This is a genomic window from Collimonas sp. PA-H2, from assembly GCF_002564105.1.
Lineage (GTDB): Bacteria > Pseudomonadota > Gammaproteobacteria > Burkholderiales > Burkholderiaceae_D > Collimonas.
In genome coordinates this window covers 2471995-2490167 of the sequence record NZ_PDBX01000001.1, presented here as the reverse complement: position 1 = coordinate 2490167, position 18173 = coordinate 2471995, and the positions used below count along the sequence as shown (strand labels likewise).

General features: G+C 62.4%; 18 protein-coding genes. 5 read left to right on the top strand and 13 right to left on the bottom strand.

The window, feature by feature from the left end:
- Nucleotides 1–3 precede the first annotated feature (3 nt).
- Genes BCF11_RS11380 through BCF11_RS11365 form a run of 4 tightly spaced genes read right to left on the bottom strand, consistent with a single transcriptional unit; the run spans nucleotide 4 to nucleotide 5555 of the window.
- Nucleotides 4–1269, bottom strand: a complete 1266-nt coding sequence (locus tag BCF11_RS11380) for an NAD(P)/FAD-dependent oxidoreductase (RefSeq protein ID WP_369827750.1) — start codon at nucleotides 1267–1269, stop codon at nucleotides 4–6.
- Between the two features lie 2 nt (nucleotides 1270–1271).
- Entirely contained in the window at nucleotides 1272–1619 is a 348-nt protein-coding gene (gene nirD, locus BCF11_RS11375) for a nitrite reductase small subunit NirD (protein WP_098494840.1), read from the bottom strand.
- Nucleotides 1620–1629: 10 nt separating this feature from the next.
- Nucleotides 1630–4209, bottom strand: coding sequence for a nitrite reductase large subunit NirB (gene nirB, locus BCF11_RS11370; protein ID WP_098494839.1), 2580 nt, complete (start codon nucleotides 4207–4209; stop codon nucleotides 1630–1632).
- An 11-nt stretch (nucleotides 4210–4220) separates the two neighbouring features.
- Nucleotides 4221–5555, bottom strand: a complete 1335-nt coding sequence (locus BCF11_RS11365; protein WP_098497452.1) for an MFS transporter — start codon at nucleotides 5553–5555, stop codon at nucleotides 4221–4223.
- Nucleotides 5556–5929: 374 nt separating this feature from the next.
- Between BCF11_RS11365 and BCF11_RS11360 the strand changes: the two genes are divergently transcribed.
- Nucleotides 5930–7423 (top strand): amidase, encoded by a 1494-nt coding sequence (locus tag BCF11_RS11360; protein WP_098494838.1) that lies wholly within the window; start codon nucleotides 5930–5932, stop codon nucleotides 7421–7423.
- Here the strand turns inward: BCF11_RS11360 and BCF11_RS11355 are convergent.
- On the bottom strand, nucleotides 7420–8064 hold the full coding sequence (locus tag BCF11_RS11355; RefSeq protein WP_098494837.1) for a LysE family translocator: 645 nt from the start codon (nucleotides 8062–8064) through the stop codon (nucleotides 7420–7422). The genes BCF11_RS11360 and BCF11_RS11355 overlap by 4 nt on opposite strands.
- Nucleotides 8065–8173: 109 nt before the next feature.
- On the opposite strand from BCF11_RS11355, the gene BCF11_RS11350 reads away from it, so the two are divergent.
- Nucleotides 8174–9124 (top strand): YafY family protein, encoded by a 951-nt coding sequence (locus BCF11_RS11350; protein ID WP_098494836.1) that lies wholly within the window; start codon nucleotides 8174–8176, stop codon nucleotides 9122–9124.
- Between the two features lie 219 nt (nucleotides 9125–9343).
- The gene (locus BCF11_RS11345; RefSeq protein WP_233212446.1) at nucleotides 9344–9790 is read left to right on the top strand and encodes a ProQ/FINO family protein; all 447 of its coding nucleotides are present in this window, start codon (nucleotides 9344–9346) and stop codon (nucleotides 9788–9790) included.
- Nucleotides 9791–9957: 167 nt separating this feature from the next.
- Here BCF11_RS11345 and BCF11_RS11340 read toward each other — a convergent pair whose 3' ends face one another.
- The 5 genes from BCF11_RS11340 to BCF11_RS11320 all read right to left on the bottom strand — a co-directional run bounded on the left by BCF11_RS11340 (nucleotide 9958) and on the right by BCF11_RS11320 (nucleotide 13793).
- Nucleotides 9958–10407: a transposase gene (locus BCF11_RS11340; RefSeq protein WP_158229178.1), complete on the bottom strand. Its 450-nt coding sequence runs from the start codon at nucleotides 10405–10407 to the stop codon at nucleotides 9958–9960.
- A 170-nt stretch (nucleotides 10408–10577) separates the two neighbouring features.
- Nucleotides 10578–11117 carry an isochorismatase family protein gene (locus BCF11_RS11335; RefSeq protein WP_098494833.1) on the bottom strand — a complete coding sequence of 180 codons (540 nt, stop codon included), beginning with the start codon at nucleotides 11115–11117 and terminating at the stop codon, nucleotides 10578–10580.
- Between the two features lie 85 nt (nucleotides 11118–11202).
- Nucleotides 11203–12405, bottom strand: coding sequence for a 3-oxoadipyl-CoA thiolase (pcaF, locus tag BCF11_RS11330; protein ID WP_098494832.1), 1203 nt, complete (start codon nucleotides 12403–12405; stop codon nucleotides 11203–11205).
- A gap of 36 nt (nucleotides 12406–12441) precedes the next feature.
- Nucleotides 12442–13083, bottom strand: coding sequence for a 3-oxoacid CoA-transferase subunit B (locus BCF11_RS11325; RefSeq protein ID WP_098494831.1), 642 nt, complete (start codon nucleotides 13081–13083; stop codon nucleotides 12442–12444).
- An 11-nt stretch (nucleotides 13084–13094) separates the two neighbouring features.
- Complete coding sequence (locus tag BCF11_RS11320; protein WP_098494830.1) at nucleotides 13095–13793, bottom strand: 3-oxoacid CoA-transferase subunit A; 699 nt, start codon at nucleotides 13791–13793, stop codon at nucleotides 13095–13097.
- Between the two features lie 152 nt (nucleotides 13794–13945).
- Between BCF11_RS11320 and BCF11_RS11315 the strand changes: the two genes are divergently transcribed.
- Complete coding sequence (locus BCF11_RS11315) at nucleotides 13946–14740, top strand: IclR family transcriptional regulator C-terminal domain-containing protein (protein ID WP_098497451.1); 795 nt, start codon at nucleotides 13946–13948, stop codon at nucleotides 14738–14740.
- Nucleotides 14741–14771: 31 nt separating this feature from the next.
- Here the strand turns inward: BCF11_RS11315 and BCF11_RS11310 are convergent, their stop codons facing one another.
- Nucleotides 14772–15167, bottom strand: coding sequence for a GFA family protein (locus BCF11_RS11310; protein WP_098497450.1), 396 nt, complete (start codon nucleotides 15165–15167; stop codon nucleotides 14772–14774).
- Between the two features lie 138 nt (nucleotides 15168–15305).
- On the bottom strand, nucleotides 15306–16316 hold the full coding sequence (locus BCF11_RS11305; protein WP_098494829.1) for an AraC family transcriptional regulator: 1011 nt from the start codon (nucleotides 16314–16316) through the stop codon (nucleotides 15306–15308).
- Between the two features lie 107 nt (nucleotides 16317–16423).
- Here BCF11_RS11305 and BCF11_RS11300 point away from each other — a divergent pair, with 107 nt between their 5' ends.
- Nucleotides 16424–17329: a LysR family transcriptional regulator gene (locus tag BCF11_RS11300; RefSeq protein ID WP_098497449.1), complete on the top strand. Its 906-nt coding sequence runs from the start codon at nucleotides 16424–16426 to the stop codon at nucleotides 17327–17329.
- A gap of 14 nt (nucleotides 17330–17343) precedes the next feature.
- On the opposite strand, the gene pcaD is transcribed toward BCF11_RS11300, so the two are convergent.
- A complete protein-coding gene (pcaD, locus tag BCF11_RS11295) occupies nucleotides 17344–18120 on the bottom strand; it encodes a 3-oxoadipate enol-lactonase (RefSeq protein ID WP_098494828.1) in 777 nt (258 codons plus the stop codon).
- Nucleotides 18121–18173 lie beyond the last annotated feature (53 nt).

Here is an 18173-nt window from a genome sequence, read left to right as displayed (position 1 = left end):
GCTTCAGGCCGCCTGAGCGCACAGCGCCTGGCCGAACAACAGCTGGCTGCGCAGGGCAGAAATATCGGTCTTGTTCTGGATCATCTCGAAGTACCAGGGGCCGTCCTTGACGTCGCCATACAGCACCGCGCCGACGATATGCGGGCCGCTGATCACCAGCCGCTTGTAGATGCCGCGGCGCGGATCGCGCAGCACCAGATCTTCGCTGCCCTCGCTGCCGATGAAGTCGCCGGCGGAATACAGGTCGACGCCGGTGACCTTGAGCTTGGTGGCGGTGGCCTGCTGCACGTAACGCCTGTGGCCGGCGCCGGCCAGATGGGCGCCGCACACGCGCGCCTGATCCCAGATCGGCGCCACCAGGCCGAAAGTCGCCATGCGGTGCTGCACGCACTCACCCACGGCATAGATGCGCGGATCGTAAGTCTGCAGAGTATCGTCAACCACGATCGCGCGATCGCAATGCAAGCCGGCCTGCTGCGCCAGTTCGATATTCGGGCGGACGCCGGCGGTCATCACCACCAGGTCGGCCGGGATTTCGCTGCCGTCCTTGAAGCGTACGGCCCGCACTGTCTTTGCCTGCTGGTCGCCAAGGATCTCAGCTGTCTGAGCGTTCAATAAAAAACGCAATCCTTTCTGCTCCAGCGCCTTCTTCAGCAAGACGGCGGCGGACTTGTCCAGCTGCCTTTCCATCAGGCTGTCCATGACATGCACCACGGTCACGTCCATGCCCTGCCGCAGCAAGCCGTTGGCTGCTTCCAGCCCGAGCAGGCCGCCGCCGATCACCACCGCATGGCGATGATTGCGCGCCGCCGCCAGCATGGTCTCGACATCCTGGATATCGCGGAAGGCGATCACGCCCGGCAACTGATGGCCTGGCACCGGAATGATGAAAGGCTTGGAACCGGTCGCCAGCAGCAGACGGTCGTAGCGCAGCTCGACGCCGGCGCGCGAACGCACGATGCGGCGCTGGCGGTCTATGCCCGTCACCGGATCGCCGGCATGCAGGGTGATGCCGTTCTCGGCATACCATTCGCGCGGATTGAGCATGATGTCGTCCATGCTCTTGTCGCCCGCCAGCAGCGGCGACAGCAGGATGCGGTTGTAATTGCCGTGCGGCTCGGCGCCGAACACCGTGATGTCGTACAGCTCCGGCGCCAGCTTGAGCAGTTCCTCGACCGTGCGCATGCCGGCCATGCCGTTGCCGATCACCACCAGCGACGGCTTGCTGGCCGATGGCGCGGTGGTTGTAGCGGCAGTTGTCTCATTCATGCTCATGCGCCGACCCAGACCTTGCCGTCGGCGATGCGCGCCGGATAGGCCGGCACCGAATTCTCCGGCGCTTCCAGGCACTCGCCGGTCTGCAGGTCGAAGTGCTGTTTGTAGATCGGCGAAGCGACCACGATGCGCTCTCCCAGGCTGCCGACCAGTCCGCGCGACAGCACGGCCGCCTGCGCATTCGGATCGTAATTGCCGATGGCGAAGACGCGCTGCTCGCCATCGATGACGTGGAACACCGCGACCTGTTCGCCATTGATCAGCGCGCAGACGCCGGTGTTCGGCACGATCTGTTCGAGTGCGCAAACTTCGATCCAGTGCTGGCCTAGCTGGTCATTGTGCATGTCAGTTCCTTTAAACAGTTTCAAGCACGATCGGGATATTGATACGCTTGCGTTCTTCCACCGTGGCCGGACGGATCTGGCCGCGCTCCGGCACGAACACCACGTTGTCGTCGGCCTCGCCGCTGTTGACGAAATGCTGGAAGCGCTTGCGGGTTTCCTGGTCGGTGACGGCTTTCTTCCATTCGCACTCGTAAGTGTCGACCACATGCTGCATGTCGGCTTCCAGTTCGGCGGCGATGTTCAGCTTGTCTTCCACCACAACCTGTTTCAGATAGTCCAGGCCGCCTTCGAGGTTGTCGCGCCAGACGCTGGTGCGCTGCAGGCGGTCGGCGGTGCGGATGTAGAACATCAGGAAGCGGTCGATCATCTTGACCAGCGTCTCTCTGTCGAGATCAGCCGCCAGCAGTTCCGCATGGCGCGGCTTCATGCCGCCGTTGCCGCAGACGTACAGGTTCCAGCCTTTTTCGGTGGCGATGATGCCGACGTCCTTGCCCTGCGCTTCGGCGCATTCGCGGGTGCAGCCGGAGACGCCGAACTTGATCTTGTGCGGCGCGCGCAAACCTTTGTAGCGGTTTTCCAATGCAATCGCCAGGCCGACACTGTCGTCCAGGCCGTAGCGGCACCAAGTCGAGCCGACGCAGGATTTGACGGTGCGCAAGGATTTGCCGTAGGCGTGGCCCGATTCGAATCCGGCGGCGATCAACTCTTCCCAGATCAGCGGCAGCTGCTCGACCCTGGCACCGAACAGGTCGACCCGCTGGCCGCCGGTGATCTTGGTGTACAAGCCGTATTTCTTGGCGACCTGGCCGACCGCGATCAAGCCGTCCGGCGTGACTTCACCGCCGGCCATGCGCGGCACCACCGAATAAGTGCCGTCCTTCTGGATATTGCCAAGGAAGTAGTCGTTGGAATCCTGCAGGCTGGCGTGCTCCTTCTTCAGCACGAAGTCGTTCCAGCAGGACGCCAGGATGCTGGCCGCGACCGGCTTGCAGACATCGCAACCGAGGCCCTTGCCGTGCTGTTCCAGCAAGGCCGGAAAAGTCTTGATCTGGCCGACCTTCACCAAGTGAAACAGCTCCTGGCGCGAATAGGGAAAGTGTTCGCAGACATGGTTGTTGACCGCCAGGCCCTGCTTTTTCATCTCGGCCTTCATGATCTGCGTCACCAGCGGCACGCAGCCGCCGCAGGACGTGCCGGCCTTGGTGCAGCTTTTCAGAGCGCCTATGCTGGTGGCGCCGGCGCCGACCGCGGCGCACAGCGCGCCTTTGGAGACATCGTTGCAGGAACAGATCTGCGCCGATTCCGGCAAGGCGTCGACGCCCAGTCCCAGCTTCACCTGGCCATCGGCCTGCGGCAGGATCAGGAACTCCGGCGACGCCGGCAACTCGATACGGTTGAGCATCATCTGCAGCAAGGTGCCATATTCACTGGCGTCGCCCACCATCACCCCGCCCAGCAGATACTTGCCGCATTCGGACACGACGATTTTCTTGTAGATCTGCTTGCGTTCGTCGGTAAACTGATAAGAACGGCTGCCGGCTTCCTTGCCATGCGGATCACCGATGCTGGCGACATCCACACCCATCAGCTTGAGTTTGGTGCTCATGTCGGCGCCGGTGAACTCCGGCACAGCGGGACCAGCGCCCGTGCCGGCGCCGGCAGAGAGTTCCGCCGCTATCTGCTTGGCGGCAATGCGCGCCATGTCGTAGCCGGGCGCCACCAGGCCGAATATACGGCCGTTCCACAGCGCGCACTCGCCGATCGCGTAAATGTCTGGATCGGAGCTGCGGCAGCTGTTGTCGATGACAATGCCGCCGCGCTCGCCCACTTTCAGGCCGCTGTCGCGCGCCAGCTCGTCGCGCGGCCGGATGCCGGCCGAGAACACGATCATGTCGGTATCCAGGTGACTGCCGTCGTCGAAATTCATGCGATGCGTGCCGTTCTTGCCGTCGACGATCTCCAGCGTGTTCTTTTGCGTATGCGCGGTGACGCCCAGTTCTTCGATTTTCTGGCGCAGGATGCGGCCGCCGCTTTCATCCACCTGCACCGCCATCAGGCGCGCGGCGAACTCCACCACATGCGTTTCCAGCTGCATGTCGCGCAAAGCCTTGGCGCATTCCAGCCCGAGCAGGCCGCCGCCGATCACCACTCCGCTCCTGGAGCGCTTGCCGCATTCCTGCATCGCTTCCAGGTCTTCGATGGTGCGGTAAACGAAGCAATCCTTGCGCTGGTTGCCGGCCAGGGTCGGCACGAAGGGATAGGAGCCGGTAGCGATCACCAGCTTGTCGTAAGACAGCGTTTCGCTGACGCCGTCGAGATTGAAGGTAACGGTCTTGGCGGCGCAGTCGATCAGCTGCGCCTTGGCGTTCAGCTTGAGGCGGATCGCCGTGCGTTCGAAAAAACCCGGCTCGACCAGGGACAAGTCCTGCGCCGATTTGCCGGCGAAGAATTCCGACAGATGAACGCGGTCGTAGGCCGGACGCGGCTCTTCGCACAGTACCGTGACTTCGATGCCAGGCAGATTGCCTTCCGCCAGGCATTCGAGGAATTTGTGGCCCACCATGCCGTGGCCGATGACGACGATTTTCATGTGTTTATCCTTTACGCGGCTGCACTGCGGCTGGCTAATGCACTCTCATGCAATTCCTGTTCCTGTGCTTTGTGGCTGGCGCTGAAGCGCACCGCAATCGCGCACAGGGCGGACAACGCCACCAGCACACCCAGCACGCTCAAGGTCTGCTGGGTATCGCCCAAGCCCTTCATCAGGAAACCGGCGGCAACCGCGCCGACATTGCCGCCGGCGCCGATGATGCCGGCCACGCCGCCGAGCGCCTTGCGGTCGATGAACGGCACCAGTGCATAAGTGGCGCCGCAAGCCATGTGAGTGAAGAGGCCGAAGCTGAGCATGGCGATCACCGCCAGCAGCGCCGTGCCGGCGTGGGCGAACCAGAGCAAACCCAGGCCCTCGCCTAGCATCAGGACAAACAGCAGGGTGGCGCGGCTGTTGAGGCTGCCGCCTGATTTGCGGTTGGCCATCTTGTCCGACAGCCAGCCGCCCAGCGCCCGCGCAAACAAAGCCAGCAAGCCGAAGCTGGCGGCCGCCATGCCGGCGCTTTTCAGCGACAGGCCGAAATGATCGACGTAATAGATAGCCGCAATGTTATGGATGAAAATCTCGACGCCGAAACAGGCGCCGTAAGTCACGAACAGCAGCCACACCCTGTAGTTGGCGCTAGCGGCGCGGAAGCTAGCCCAGCCGCCCTTCTTGCCGCCCTCCGGCGCGATGCCGCGGGCACGCATCTCGGCATAGTTGCCCTCGGGACAATCCTGGGTGTAGCGCCAGTAGAGCGCGGCCATGATCAGCATGAACACGCCCGGCACCAGCAAGGCCAGGCGCCAGCCCATGGCGTTGCTCACGCCCAGCATCAGCATGGCGGCCACCAGCAAGGGCATCAGGCCCTGGGCCGCACCGCCGCCGCTGTTGCCCCAGCCGGCCGAGGCGGCATTGGCGGTGCCGACCACGTTGGGGGCGAACATGACCGAGGTGTGATACTGGGTGATGACGAAGCTGGCGCCCACCGCTCCTATGCACAGGCGGAAGAACAGGAAGCTCTCGTAGCTTTGCACCATGGCGACGCCGAACACCGGCAGAGCGCCGATCAGCAGCAAGCCGGTATAAGTCTTGCGCGGGCCGTAGCGGTCGCACAGCGGCCCGACCAGCAGCCGCACCAGTATCGTCACCGCCACCGCGGCGATATTGATGTTGGCGATCTGCGCCATGCTCAGTCCGAGCTGGCCCTTGATCAGCGGCATCAGCGGCGCGCAGGCGAACCAGGCGAAGAAACAGACGAAGAAGGCCATCCAGGTCAGATGGAAGGCGCGCATCTGCGGCGTGCGCAGACTGAAGAGCTGGATGCTGGTCGCTTTGCTGGTCATGTTGGTCACCGTGTTTGCCTTGAAAAACAAAAAGGCGTCCTCCCGGCCCAGCCGCGATTGCGGTCAAGCCAGGAGGACGCCTTTGTCCGGCAGATCCACCGTTGGACCTGCGTAAGAATTTTTCGGATCGCCGTTGATCCTGCCAAGTGATGAGCAAAGCCCGTGCCACCCACTTCTACCCACGGTTTCAAGGGATTTACGGGGAAAGCTTGCCAGTCCGGCAAACAAAAAACGCTCCGAGAAGGTGCGGCGCGCCTGCAATTGGTGCAGCGCACACTTTTCTAGTGCGGCTTGCCTAGAATTTACGGAAACTATTCCCCTATACTTGGCGACGCTTTCCATCCCGTTCCATCTCCAAATGCGAGGTAACGCTGATGTTCAAGGAATACGCCGATTACGATGCCAGCGGCCTGGCCGCCTTGGTTGCGAGCCGCGAGGTTGCCGCCGGCGAACTGCTGGAAGCGGCGCTGGCGCGCGCCGCCGCGGTCAATCCGGCCATCAACGCTATCTGCATCCCGATGGAAGAGATCGGCCGCCAGCGCGCCGGCCAGGATCTGAGCGGACCGTTCGCCGGCGTGCCGTTCCTGATCAAGGACATCGTCCAGGACTATGCCGGCGTACCCACCACCGGCGGCTGCCGCGCCCTGCGCCAGTACGTGCCGCAGCAACATGCCAGCATCGTCCAGCGCTTCCTCGATGCCGGCCTGGTCATCTTCGGCAAGACCGCCACCCCTGAATTCGCGCTGAAAGGCGTCACCGAGCCGCTGCTGTGGGGCGCCACCCGCAATCCCTGGGATCTGCAGCGCACGCCCGGCGGTTCGTCCGGCGGTGCTGCGGCGGCGGTAGCGGCCGGCATCGTGCCGGCGGCCGGGGCGGCGGATGGCGGCGGTTCGATCCGGATCCCGGCATCCTACTGCGGCCTGTTCGGACTGCGGCCCTCGCGCGGCCGGGTGCCGGCCGGCCCCAGCCATGCGGAATTCTGGGACGGCGCCTCCAGCGACCATGTGCTGACGCGCAGCGTACGCGACTCGGCGCGCCTGCTGGATGCGATCAGCGGCGCCGATGCAGGCGCCGCCTTTGCCATCACTGCGCCGGAACGTCCTTATGCCGATGAAATAGCGCGGCCGCCGGCCAAGCTGCGGATCGGCTATTGCACGCAGTCGCCGCTGGGCACTCCCGTGGATCAGGAATGCGTGAATGCCGTCATGCAGGCCGCCAAGCTGCTGGCAGATCTGGGACACGAGGTGGAACCGGCCCAGCCGGAGGTCGACGGCCATGCGCTGGCGCGCAGTTTCATCACCATGTATTTCGGCCAGACCGCCGCCGGCATCGCCCATATCAAGCAGATCACCGGCGCCGGCAACAGCGGCTTTGAACTGGAGTCGCGCATACTGGCGCTGATCGGCCGCACCATCAGCGCCGGCGATTATGTGCGCGAACGTGAGCGCTGGAATGATTACGCGCGAGCGCTGGGACGCTTCCATCAGCACTACGATCTGTACCTGACGCCGACCACCGCGCAGCCGCCCTGCCGTATCGGCGAACAGGATACGCCGCCTTTGCAACGAGCCGCGGCCAAGCTGGTGCTGGCGCTGGGCGCAGGCAGCCTGCTGATCAAAAGCGGCATGGTCGAGGGTCTGGTCCAGACCAGCCTGCAAGCGGTGCCCTTCACCCAGCTCTCCAACCTGACCGGCACGCCCAGCATGTCGTTGCCCTTGCACTGGGCCGCCACAGCGGGCTCGCCAGAGCCGCTGCCGTATGGCGTGCAATTCGTCGCCCGCTTTGGCGATGAAGCCACCTTGCTGCGGCTGGCCGGGCAACTGGAGCAGGCGCAACCCTGGCAGCAGCGGCACCCTGCCGGAATTTAAATTGCCTGCCAGCCCTCGATTCCGGTAAAGATCGCCGCGCCTATCAGCAGCAGCCCGATCAGGCGGCCGGCAATGGCGCCGCCGCGCGGATAAGCGTCGAACCAGCCGCTGGCTTTGCTGGAAAGCAGCGCCAGGCCGCCGTACACCGCGGCCTGGGTCAGCCAAGTGATGACGCCCAGCACCAGCGCCTGGCTCCAGATCGGACCGGCGCCGATTTTCAGGAACTGCGGAAAGATCGCCAGCATGAAGACGTAGGCTTTCGGATTCAGCAAGCTGGTCATCATGGCCTGGAAGAAGGTCATGGCGGGCGCCTTGGCGCCCAGCTGCTGTGTGGGGGAAGCGATGCGGAAAGCGTTCTCGCTGCGCAGCAGCGACCAGCCTATCCAGGCGATATAGCAGGCGCCAGCCAGCAGCACCAGGTTGAACAGCGTCGGCCACAGTTTCAGGATGACGGCGATGCCCAGCATCGCCATGACGACGTGACAGACGCCGCCGGCGATGATCCCGGCCACCGCCGCCAGGCCGGAACGGCGGCCGCCCACCAGCGCGCTCGCCATCACGAAGGCCATGTCCAGCCCGGGCAGGACGATGACGCCGAATACGATCATGAAATATAGCCAGAGATTGACGGATTGGTTCATTGGAAAGCTCCTGGAAATTGACTGGGCGTTTATAGAATTTGTTGCTGGAATCGAAGATAAATTGAATTTAGGACAGAATTGGCCCTATATATAAATTATCCTGTGCAATATGTACCACCCGACCACAAGAGTGCTGGCAGTGCTGGAACTGCTGCAAACCCATGGCCGCATGAGCGGGGCCGAAATGGCTGCGCGCCTGGAAATCGACGGCCGCACCCTGCGCCGCTATATCGTGGCGCTGGAAGAAATGGGGATTCCGATCACTACCGAGCGCGGCCGCCACGGCGGCTATGCGCTGATGGCCGGCTTCAAGCTGCCGCCGATGATGTTTACCGACGACGAAGCGCTGGCCTTGTCGATCGGTTTGCTGGCGGCGCGCAGTCTGGGGCTGGCCGAGGCGGCGCCGGCGGTGGCCAGCGCCCAGGCCAAGCTGGAGCGGATCATGCCGGCCAACCTGAAACGGCGCGTCAGCGCCGTCGACGAAACAGTCAAACTCGATCTGTCGCAAGCGACCTCGCCCGACAATAATGCCGCGCTGATTACCCTTAGCGCCGCCGCGCAAAACCGCCAGCGGGTGCATCTGCGCTACCGCAGCGCTCAGGGCGACGACAGTGAACGCGACTTCGATGCTTACGGGCTGGCGTATCGCAGCGGCCGCTGGTATGTGGTAGGCATGTGCCATCTGCGCAAGGATGTGCGCTCATTCCGGCTGGACCGGGTGAGACAGGTGCAGTTGCTGGCGCAGCAGTTTACGCGGCCGCCGGCCTTCGACGCGCTGGCTCATCTGTCATTTTCGGTGGCCACCATTCCGCGCGCGTTTGCCATCGAAGTGCTGCTCAAGACCGACCTGATATCGGCGCGCGAACATCTGTTCGACGCCATCGGCATCTTTGAACAGACCGAGGAAGGCGTGTTGCTGCATAACCAGTCCGACGATCTCGACTGGTTTGCACGGCAGCTGGCGCACCTGCCGTTTGCGTTTGAAATCCATCAGCCGCCGGCGCTGCGCGACGCCGTCAGACTCTGTGCGCAGAGATTATTATCGCTGGTAAAAAAATAAAACGGGCTCACGCCGACGCCTGCCAGTACTGACAGTAGTCCTGCGCGGCGCGGCGCGGTAGACTGATCGTTATAGTGATTCATCGCTTTACGTTTATCCACAGAACAACAAGGATGAGGAAAAAACATCGTTTGAAACCTTAAAACACCGCTGTTACACGAGTTTGGGGACATCTACGTGATATCCTGAGCGTTCTAAAACACACCGCATTTGTTGTCAATGAATACACCTGTTGCTGCTGCTACTCCCAACCCTGTTCAAACCGCCCGCGTCCTGCTCAAGGAACTCCAGGAAAAATACGCAATATTCCGCGATTACCTGCCGTTAGCGATCGGCATCGACAAGCAACTCATCGCCCTGTCGCCTGAAATCAACCGCAAGACCTTGCGCATCGCTCTCGGCATGCACACCAACTCGCTGCGCTATCTCAAGGGCATGGAGAAGGCGACGCACCGCTTTGATCTGGAAGGCAACAGCACGGACGAGGTAACCGAGGTACATCGCACCCACGCTACCGAAACCCTGCGCGAGCGTTTCAAGAAAAATGCTGAGCAGCGCAAGCTGCAGCGCGCCGCCGAAGCGGCCCAGCAGGCTGCCGAAAAAGCAGCGGCGCAGCATGCGGAAAAGCTCAACCAGCTGACTGCAAAATTCTCCCGCAACCGTTGATATAGCGGCAGCCGGGGCTGGCTTGCATAAGTCGGCCCGGTCGGCGCGACATGGTCAGCGATGTGCCTGACCTGGGCGGCCACCTCACACGATGTTATCGGTAACAAGCTGATGCAATGACGCGCGCTATTCCTCTCGTCTTTGCGCTGCCAGAAAAAAACGCATAACTATTTATGCGTCAGGTGCCAAATCCAGTTGCCGTCCGCATCCGCTTTTTCTTCGCCTGAAGTACAACGCCGGGATAAAGCCGCTCTGCCCAGCGAGGCCTTGTAGGCAATCTTGTTGTGCTTATTGATGAGCCTTTGCGCCGCACGCTGGGTGTAGCCGTCGCCAAAGGCAACAATGGCGTTCAGCATTTCCCTGAGTTCGTCCTCTTCGCTCATCTGGTTGGCTATCTGGCGCCAGACGTCGGCCTGGTTCCAGCGCATGAAGCGCACATAGGAAGTTTGCCAGCGGCCGAAAACAGTCGGCAAGGCCGACCACTTGGCGCGCCTGTTCACTACCCACAGGACCGCCCGCAGGAACAGCCGGTTGTCGCGGCCGCTGGCGCCCGGATCGTTATCTCCTCCCAGCAGCAGGGGCTGCAGTCTTTGCCAATGCTCGTCTCGAAGATCCATATCGTGCATATCGTACATATTGCGCTCTGATGGTGGCTATCAAAATTAACCACTCCATTCTTGATCATTTCTGGCAAAAAATGCATAAGGGATTGCTGAATTGCCCAGGCACAGCCGCCCGTCCCGCAGCTGTTTCCGATGCGCGGACAAATGCTTGCAGGACTACCCTGCTATTTGATCAGCTTGAGTATTTCGCGGAATTTGGGATGTTCGCTGTTGCGCATCCATTCGAACATGAGCATTTCGCTGGTGACTATATCGGCGCCGGCGGCACGCGCACGCTCGATGGCCGCAGCCTTGTCGCCGGCTTGGCGCGAACCGATGGCGTCGCTCACCAGCTTGACCCGGCGCTGCCGGTGCAACAGGCCAAGCACCGTCTGCAAGACGCAGACGTGGGCTTCGCAGCCCAGCACCACCAGCTCGTCGCGGCCGTTCTCTGTTGCTGCAATGAATTGCGGCTGGGTACAGGCGTCGAAACTGGATTTTTCTATGGTCTGGTCCAGCAGTCCCTCAATGGCAGCGACTGTGCGTCCCAGCCGCAAAGGTTGCTGCGCCGTGCCGATCACCGGTATCGACAGCAAGCGGGCAGCCTGCGCCAGCAGCACGGCGCTCCGCAGGACCTGCTGGCCATCGCCGATGACCGGCATCAGCTTTTCCTGCAGATCGACGATCAGCAGCGTGGAGCGAGAGGCGTCACTGAGATAAGACATAGGCGGACTGACAGGTGGATTCATGTACAACTTGTTTTATACCACGCCGCGCGCCATTGCGATCCGCCTCAGCCCCTGCGCCGTTTCAGACCCGTTCCAGCACCAGCGCGATTCCCTGGCCGACGCCTATGCACATGGTGCACAGCGCGTAGCGTCCTCCCGTGCGCTGCAGCTGGCTGACCGCCGTGGTCGCCAGTCGCGCGCCGGAAGCGCCGAGAGGATGGCCGAGCGCAATCGCGCCGCCGTTCGGATTAACGCGCGGATCGTCGTCGCGCAAACCGAGCTGGCGCAGCACGGCCAGTCCCTGCGCCGCAAACGCTTCATTCAATTCGATCACATCGAACTGATCCAGCTTCAAGCCGGTCAGCGCCAGCACTTTCAGCGTGGCGGGGACCGGGCCGATGCCCATGATGCGCGGCGCTACCCCGGCGGTCGCCATGGCGACTACCCTGGCCTTGGGCGTCAGGCCGTAGCGGGCGGCATTGGCTTCGTCGGCCAGCAGCAAAGCGCAGGCGCCGTCGTTGAGGCCAGAGGCGTTGCCGGCGGTGACGCTGCCTTCGGGCCTGACCACCGGTTTCAACCTGGCCAGCGCTTCCAGGCTGGTGGCGCGCGGATGCTCGTCCTTGCTGACGACAATCGCCTCGCCTTTTTTCTGCGGAATCGTCACCGCCGTGATTTCGTCCTCGAAAAAACCGGCGTCTTGGGCAGCAACGGTTTTCATCTGGCTGGCGAGCGCCATGCGGTCCTGGTCGGCGCGGCTGATGTTGAATTCGGCGGCGACGTTTTCCGCCGTCTCCGGCATGGTGTCGACGCCGTATTGCTGCTTCATCAGCGCATTGACGAAGCGCCAGCCGAGCGTGGTGTCTTCCAGCCTGGCGCCGCGCGCAAACGCCGTATCGGCCTTGCCCATGACGAAGGGCGCGCGGCTCATGCTTTCGACGCCGCCGGCGATCAGCAAGCCGGCCTCGCCGCTCTTGATGGCGCGCGCCGCCGTGCCGAGCGCATCCAGGCCGGAGCCGCACAGACGGTTCAAGGTCGCTCCCGGCACTTCCTGCGGCAGGCCGGCCAGCAAGGCCGACATGCGCGCCACGTTGCGATTGTCTTCGCCGGCCTGGTTGGCGCAACCGTAGATGACGTCGGCCAGCGCCTGCCAGTCGACCTGCGGATTGCGCGCCATCAGCGCGCGGATGGGGATGGCGCCCAGATCGTCGGCGCGTACGCTGGACAGCGCGCCGCCATAGCGGCCGAAGGGTGTGCGCTGGGCATCGCAGATAAAGGCTTGGGACATGGGTTCTCCTGGATCAGTGGGTTGCGCGCAGGCGCTTCAGCAAGCGTCGATGAGTGGCACCGCGGTAAGTTTCTGCAATGCCTCGAACGACAGGCCTTCGACCATCGCCGTCACCCTGGCGCCGTCTGCGGTCAGGTCGATTACTGCCAGGTCGGTATAGATGCGGCTGACGCAGCCTAAGCCGGTGAGCGGATAGGTGCAGGCCGGCACCAGCTTGCTTTCTCCCGCTTTAGTGAGATGCTCCATCATCACATAGGTTTTCTTGGCGCCTATGGCCAGGTCCATGGCGCCGCCAACGGCCGGAATCGCATCCGCCGCGCCGGTGTGCCAGTTGGCCAGGTCGCCGCCGGCCGATACCTGGAACGCGCCCAGCACGCAAACATCCAGATGGCCGCCGCGCATCATGGCGAAGCTGTCGGCATGGTGGAAATAACAGCCACCCGGCAGCAAGGTCACGGCCTGCTTGCCGGCGTTGATCAGGTCGTAGTCTTCCTCGCCTTCAGCCGGCGCCGGGCCCATGCCGATCACGCCGTTTTCGCTATGCAATATGACTTCCCGGTCGCTTGGCAACTGGTTCGCCACCAGCGTCGGCAAGCCGATGCCAAGGTTCACCACGGCGCCGTCAGGTATGTCTTGCGCCACCCGCGCCGCCATCTGTTCTCTGCTCCATTTATTCATGTTATTCCCTCTTACGCTTGCTTGAAGCCGGCCGGGCCGGTGGCGCTGCGCGGCACTTGCACCACGCGCTGTACATACAGCCCCGGCGTGACCACGCTCTCGGGGTCGAGGCTGCCCAGTTCGACGATTTCGTGCACCGAAGCGATCGTGGTGCTGGCGGCGCTGGCCATGACGGGACCGAAATTGCGCGCAGTCTTGCGGTAGGTCAGGTTGCCCCAGCGGTCGCCGCATTCAGCCTTGATCAGGGCGAAATCGGCGTGGATGGGATGTTCCAGTACATACATCCGGCCATTGATTTCACGCGTTTCCTTGCCCTTGGCCAGTTCCGTGCCGTAGCCGGTAGGCGTAAAGAAGGCACCGATGCCGGCGCCGGCGGCGCGGATACGTTCCGCCAGGTTGCCTTGCGGGACCAGCTCCAGTTCCAGCTCGCCGGCACGATACAAGCCGTCGAACACCTGCGAATCGGCCTGGCGCGGGAAGGAGCAGATGATCTTGCGCACCCGCCTGGCCTTGAGCAGCGCGGCCAGGCCGGTTTCGCCGTTGCCGGCATTATTGTTGACGATCACCAGATCGCGCGCGCCTTGCGCAATCAGGGCAGCTATCAGTTCCGCCGGCTGGCCGGCGCCGCCGAAACCGCCGATCATTACCGTGGCGCCGTCATGAACATTAGCGAGCGCCAGCTCTACCGAAGGGAAAATTTTGTTAATCATGGCTCTTTACGAACATTTCAGTTGAAAATCACAATAAAGTTCTTATAATGAACAAATATTCGCATAAAGAACTTATTTCAAAAGAATAGACAGCTGACAGGCCAATGTCAATCGTGTTTTTCCTTGCGCCTGCATTGAATGAAAGTACCGCCATGTCAAATACGCCAGACAGTTCCGATCCCAAACCCGGCGACAGCTATGTGCAGTCGTTCGCGCGCGGACTCGCGGTCTTGCGCAGCTTCGGCGCCCACGCCCCGGCGCAGACGCTGACCGAAGTCGCCGCCGCCGCCGAGCTGACCCGCGCCGGCGCGCGCCGCATCCTGCTGACCTTGCTGCACCTGGGCTATGTCGAAATGGATGGGCGCCTGTTCCGCCTGACGCCCAGGGTGCTGGAGCTAGGTTTCGCCTATCTGTCGTCGCTGCCGGTCTGGACCCAGGCGCAGCCGGTGATGGAAGAGCTGGTGCACAGCTTGCGGCAATCGTGCTCCGCCGCCGTGCTGGACGGCGACGAGATCGTGTATGTGCTGAGGGTGCCGGCGCACAAGATCATGTCAATCAACCTGGGCGTAGGCAGCCGCCTGCCGGCTTACTCGACTTCGCTGGGGCGCGTGCTGCTGGCTGGACTGCCCGACGAAGTCATCAGGGAACGGCTGGCCACGGCCGCACTACCTGCGCACACCGTGCACACAGTGACAGTTCCGCAGCGCCTGCATGAAATCATCCGGCAAGTGCGACTGCAGGGCTGGTGCCTGGTCAACGAAGAACTGGAGCCGGGGCTGGTATCGCTGGCCGCCCCCATTTTCGACCGCAACGGCCGCGTGGTGGCCGCGATCAACATCAGCGGCCAGGTCAACAATCCAACGCCGGCGCATCTGCTGGAACATTGCCTGCCGATGCTGCTGGCCGCTGCCGCCAAAATCAACCTGCTGGTGCGGGCGCAAAAATAGCGCAACTGGGCGGTCGACGAGCATACGCGGGCTAAGCCATGTGCTCGATGTCTGCGGGCATTTCCACCCAGGTGTGCATGCGTTCTTCGTACACCGAGACCGTGGGTGCGGGAAAGGCTGGATCTGCGAACGCACCGACGGGAATCATGATGCTGTCTGCAAGACCCTCGCTGGTGTAATACACCGTGGTACCGCATGTGGGGCAAAAGTGGAACGTGCTCCTGCTTCCGGCATCGCCGACCCGAACGAAGGTGTTCGAAGTTCCGGTAATGGCCACCGAGCTTGCGGGAAATCGCGCCTGCGCAGCGAACACGCTGCCCGTTCTGCGTTGGCAGGCCAGACAGTGGCAGACGGAGACGCGAACAGGGTCGGCCGACGTGATAGCCGTGAGCTGGCCGCAAGAGCAACTGGCAGTTCGGGTCGTCATTTTGAGGTGTGTATTTCGCGCGGTCAAACTGGGTTACCGCAGCGCCTGCGAATTGCCGCCTCCAGCTTGCTGCGTTCGTAGGTCGCCAATATCATCCTGTGTGCGCTCCTTAGATCAAGCATTATATACATCCAATTTCTATGCTTCAATGGAGTAGTGGCGCGCGGCGCGGGTCTGCTTGGGCAGCTCGCCGAAACGCTGCCGATAGTACGCCGAGAAGCGGCCCAGATGGGCAAAGCCGAAGGCAAACGCGGTGTCGGTGATATTGGCCTCCGCTTGCGCCAGCAGGCGCTGGCGCGCCGCATCCAGGCGGGTGTTGCGCAGCAGGTCCATGGGAGCGACGCCGTGATGCTGATGGCACAGGGCGTTCAGCCCGCGCACGCTGACTCCGGCGGCGCGCGCCAGGTCGGCCAGCGTCAGCGGCGCGCACAAGCGTTCCTGGATGTATTGTTCCAGCGCCTCCAGGCGATTGAATTTACCGGAACCGCATGCCGCCACACCGGAGCTCTCTGCCGCACGCTCAAGCATTGCCGCGGCCGGGGTTGCCGCTTGCTGCGACCAGAGGAACTGCGCGGCGCCGCGTTCGAAATGATCGATCCATAAGGCATGGCTGCCGCTAGTTTCGGACAGCTCCAGCACCCCTAGCAGGGATTGCATCAGGAGCTCCCAGTGAGCTGCCAGCCGCGGCTGCAGCAACAGTAACGACGGCATCGCCGCGCCGCGATCGCGGCAGGCGCCGATTTCCGCAAACAAGGCCAGCGGCACCTTCAATATCAGTTGTTCCGAGCCGGCCTGCCACCACAGCCGCACATTCCGCTTTGGCGCGATGATCGCGGTGCGCCCCTGGGGAATCCGTACTTTTTGCCCGTCGGCCTCGATTTCCGCGATGCCGCTCAGCGTCATGTGGACCAACACGAAATCCTCGAACAGCTTCGGCCTGACCACCACCTCGGCGCCATATTTCAGCATGAACACCTGCAGTTGCCTGACGGTGGCCTTAAACAGGACGGTATCGACGGCGTCGCCTTTCCAGTACAGGTCATGGGCGGACAGCTCGCGCGCGACCTGGGCGTGGCAATCGACCTTCTCGCTGGACTGGAATACGCGGCGCCGGTATAAGGGCGCCAGGCTCGCTGACTGGCTATGCATAGCAACCTCGCATCGATATGCCTACATTGGCACGCTTATGCATAGTAAGCCTAGCCGTGGAAAACGTACAATATCGTTTCTGCATCGAAGTATGCGCGGGAGGTATGGTGGAACTTCGTCATCTCAGGTATTTCAACGCCGTCGCCAGCGAACTGAATTTCAGCCGCGCGGCCGAGTTGTTGCATATTGCGCAACCGCCGCTGAGCCGGCAGATCCGTCAGCTGGAGGAGATTCTCGGGGTCGAGCTGCTCAACCGCGATTCGCGTCCGATCGCGCTGACCAAGGCCGGAAAATTCTTTTACGAGCAGACGGTGCAAGTGCTGTCGCGCATGGACGAAATCCAGGAAGCCACCCAGCGCATCGCCAGCGGCCGGCAGGACTGGTTCAGCATCGGTTTCGTGCCGTCCACCCTGTACGGGGTGCTGCCGGAGCTGATCAAACGCTTTCGCCAGGAAAATGCCGGCGTCGAAGTCGGTTTCTCGGAGCTGATCACCATGGAGCAGGCCGAAGCGCTGAAGTCGGGACGCATCGATGTCGGCTTCGGCCGCTTGCTTATCGACGATCCCGACATTGTCTGCCAGACCATTATCGAAGAACCGCTGGTTGCGGTTTTCCCGGTCGGTCATCCGCTGCTGAAAAAATCCAAGGTCACGCTGGTCCAGCTGGCCGCGGAAGACTTCATCCTGTATCCGGCCAAGCCGCGCCCCAGCTATGCCGACCAGGTATTGAAGATCTTCGCCGACAAAGGCTTGAAACCGGCCATCGTCAAGGAAACCAATGAAATGCAAACCGCCATCGGCCTGGTGGCGGCCGGCGTCGGCGTGGCGCTGGTGCCGCAATCGGTGCAGGGCTTGCACCGCATCGATGTAGTCTACCGTCCGCTCTCGAACAAGGGTGTGTTTTCACCGGTGATCATGAATTTCCGCGCCAATGACCATTCGCTGGCCTTGCAGAATTTCCGTGCATTGGTGGCAAGCGTCGTGCCGCCGCTGACAGCAGTCACGGCGCGCTGAATCCAGCGCTCAACTCAAGCCAGGAACTGCAACAGCAGCTTGTTGAAGTCCGCGCTGGCTTCGATGTTCGACAGATGCGAGGCATCCAGCTCCGCATATTGCACACCCTTGATGGCGTCTTGCATGAAACGGGCATCGGCTGTGCTTGTCACCGGGTCGTGCAAGCCGGCGATCAGCAAGGTTGGCGCTTTGATCGCGGCAAGCTCGCTGCGCAGGTCGGCATCGGCCAGCGCCAGGCAGCAGGCGGCATAAGCCGTCGGACTGCAGGCGCGCAAGGCAGTGACATATTGCCGCATCTGATCCGGCGCGCGCTCGATGAAAGCGGGTGTAAACCAGCGGCCGGCGGCGCCGTCGGCGACTGCATCCATGCCGCTGCCCTGCACCAGCTGTGCGCGGGCGCGCCAGCCGTCGGCAGCGCCTATGCGGGCAGCGCTGTCGGCGACCACCAGTTTTTCCAGCCGGTGGCCGGCATTGAGCGCCAGCCACAATCCAGTCAGGCCGCCCATCGATATGCCGCAGAAATGAAATTTTTCTATATTCAATGCATCGAGCAGATGCAGGACATCCTGCCCCAGCGTTTGCAGCGTACAGGATGCGGGAGACGCCAGCGAACGGCCATGGCCGCGGGTGTCGTAACGCAGGACGCGGTAGTGCTGCCGCAAGACCTCCGCCTGGCCGTCCCACATCGCCATCGTAGTGCCCAGCGAATTCGACAGCACCAGCACTGGCGCCTCCACCGGGCCATCCAGAGAATAGAAAAACTCTTCCCCAGCCAGTTTCAATATCGGCATCAATCGCCTTCTTTCAAACGGTAAAAGAATAGCCGCCTGTCGCAGGCGGCTGC

Bases quoted from the DNA above. Each gene is read 5' to 3' on its own strand.
- BCF11_RS11335 (WP_098494833.1), bottom strand. From the start codon at position 11,117: ATGTCTTATCTCAGTGACGCCTCTCGCTCCACGCTGCTGATCGTCGAT.
- BCF11_RS11325 (WP_098494831.1), bottom strand. From the start codon at position 13,083: ATGAATAAATGGAGCAGAGAACAGATGGCGGCGCGGGTGGCGCAAGAC.
- BCF11_RS11380 (WP_369827750.1), bottom strand. From the start codon at position 1,269: ATGAATGAGACAACTGCCGCTACAACCACCGCGCCATCGGCCAGCAAG.
- pcaD (WP_098494828.1), bottom strand. From the start codon at position 18,120: ATGCCGATATTGAAACTGGCTGGGGAAGAGTTTTTCTATTCTCTGGAT.
- BCF11_RS11315 (WP_098497451.1), top strand. From the start codon at position 13,946: ATGTCAAATACGCCAGACAGTTCCGATCCCAAACCCGGCGACAGCTAT.
- BCF11_RS11345 (WP_233212446.1), top strand. From the start codon at position 9,344: ATGAATACACCTGTTGCTGCTGCTACTCCCAACCCTGTTCAAACCGCC.
- nirD (WP_098494840.1), bottom strand. From the start codon at position 1,619: ATGCACAATGACCAGCTAGGCCAGCACTGGATCGAAGTTTGCGCACTC.
- BCF11_RS11350 (WP_098494836.1), top strand. From the start codon at position 8,174: ATGTACCACCCGACCACAAGAGTGCTGGCAGTGCTGGAACTGCTGCAA.
- nirB (WP_098494839.1), bottom strand. From the start codon at position 4,209: ATGAAAATCGTCGTCATCGGCCACGGCATGGTGGGCCACAAATTCCTC.
- BCF11_RS11305 (WP_098494829.1), bottom strand. From the start codon at position 16,316: ATGCATAGCCAGTCAGCGAGCCTGGCGCCCTTATACCGGCGCCGCGTA.
- BCF11_RS11320 (WP_098494830.1), bottom strand. From the start codon at position 13,793: ATGATTAACAAAATTTTCCCTTCGGTAGAGCTGGCGCTCGCTAATGTT.
- BCF11_RS11355 (WP_098494837.1), bottom strand. From the start codon at position 8,064: ATGAACCAATCCGTCAATCTCTGGCTATATTTCATGATCGTATTCGGC.
- BCF11_RS11360 (WP_098494838.1), top strand. From the start codon at position 5,930: ATGTTCAAGGAATACGCCGATTACGATGCCAGCGGCCTGGCCGCCTTG.
- BCF11_RS11340 (WP_158229178.1), bottom strand. From the start codon at position 10,407: ATGGATCTTCGAGACGAGCATTGGCAAAGACTGCAGCCCCTGCTGCTG.
- pcaF (WP_098494832.1), bottom strand. From the start codon at position 12,405: ATGTCCCAAGCCTTTATCTGCGATGCCCAGCGCACACCCTTCGGCCGC.
- BCF11_RS11365 (WP_098497452.1), bottom strand. From the start codon at position 5,555: ATGACCAGCAAAGCGACCAGCATCCAGCTCTTCAGTCTGCGCACGCCG.
- BCF11_RS11310 (WP_098497450.1), bottom strand. From the start codon at position 15,167: ATGACGACCCGAACTGCCAGTTGCTCTTGCGGCCAGCTCACGGCTATC.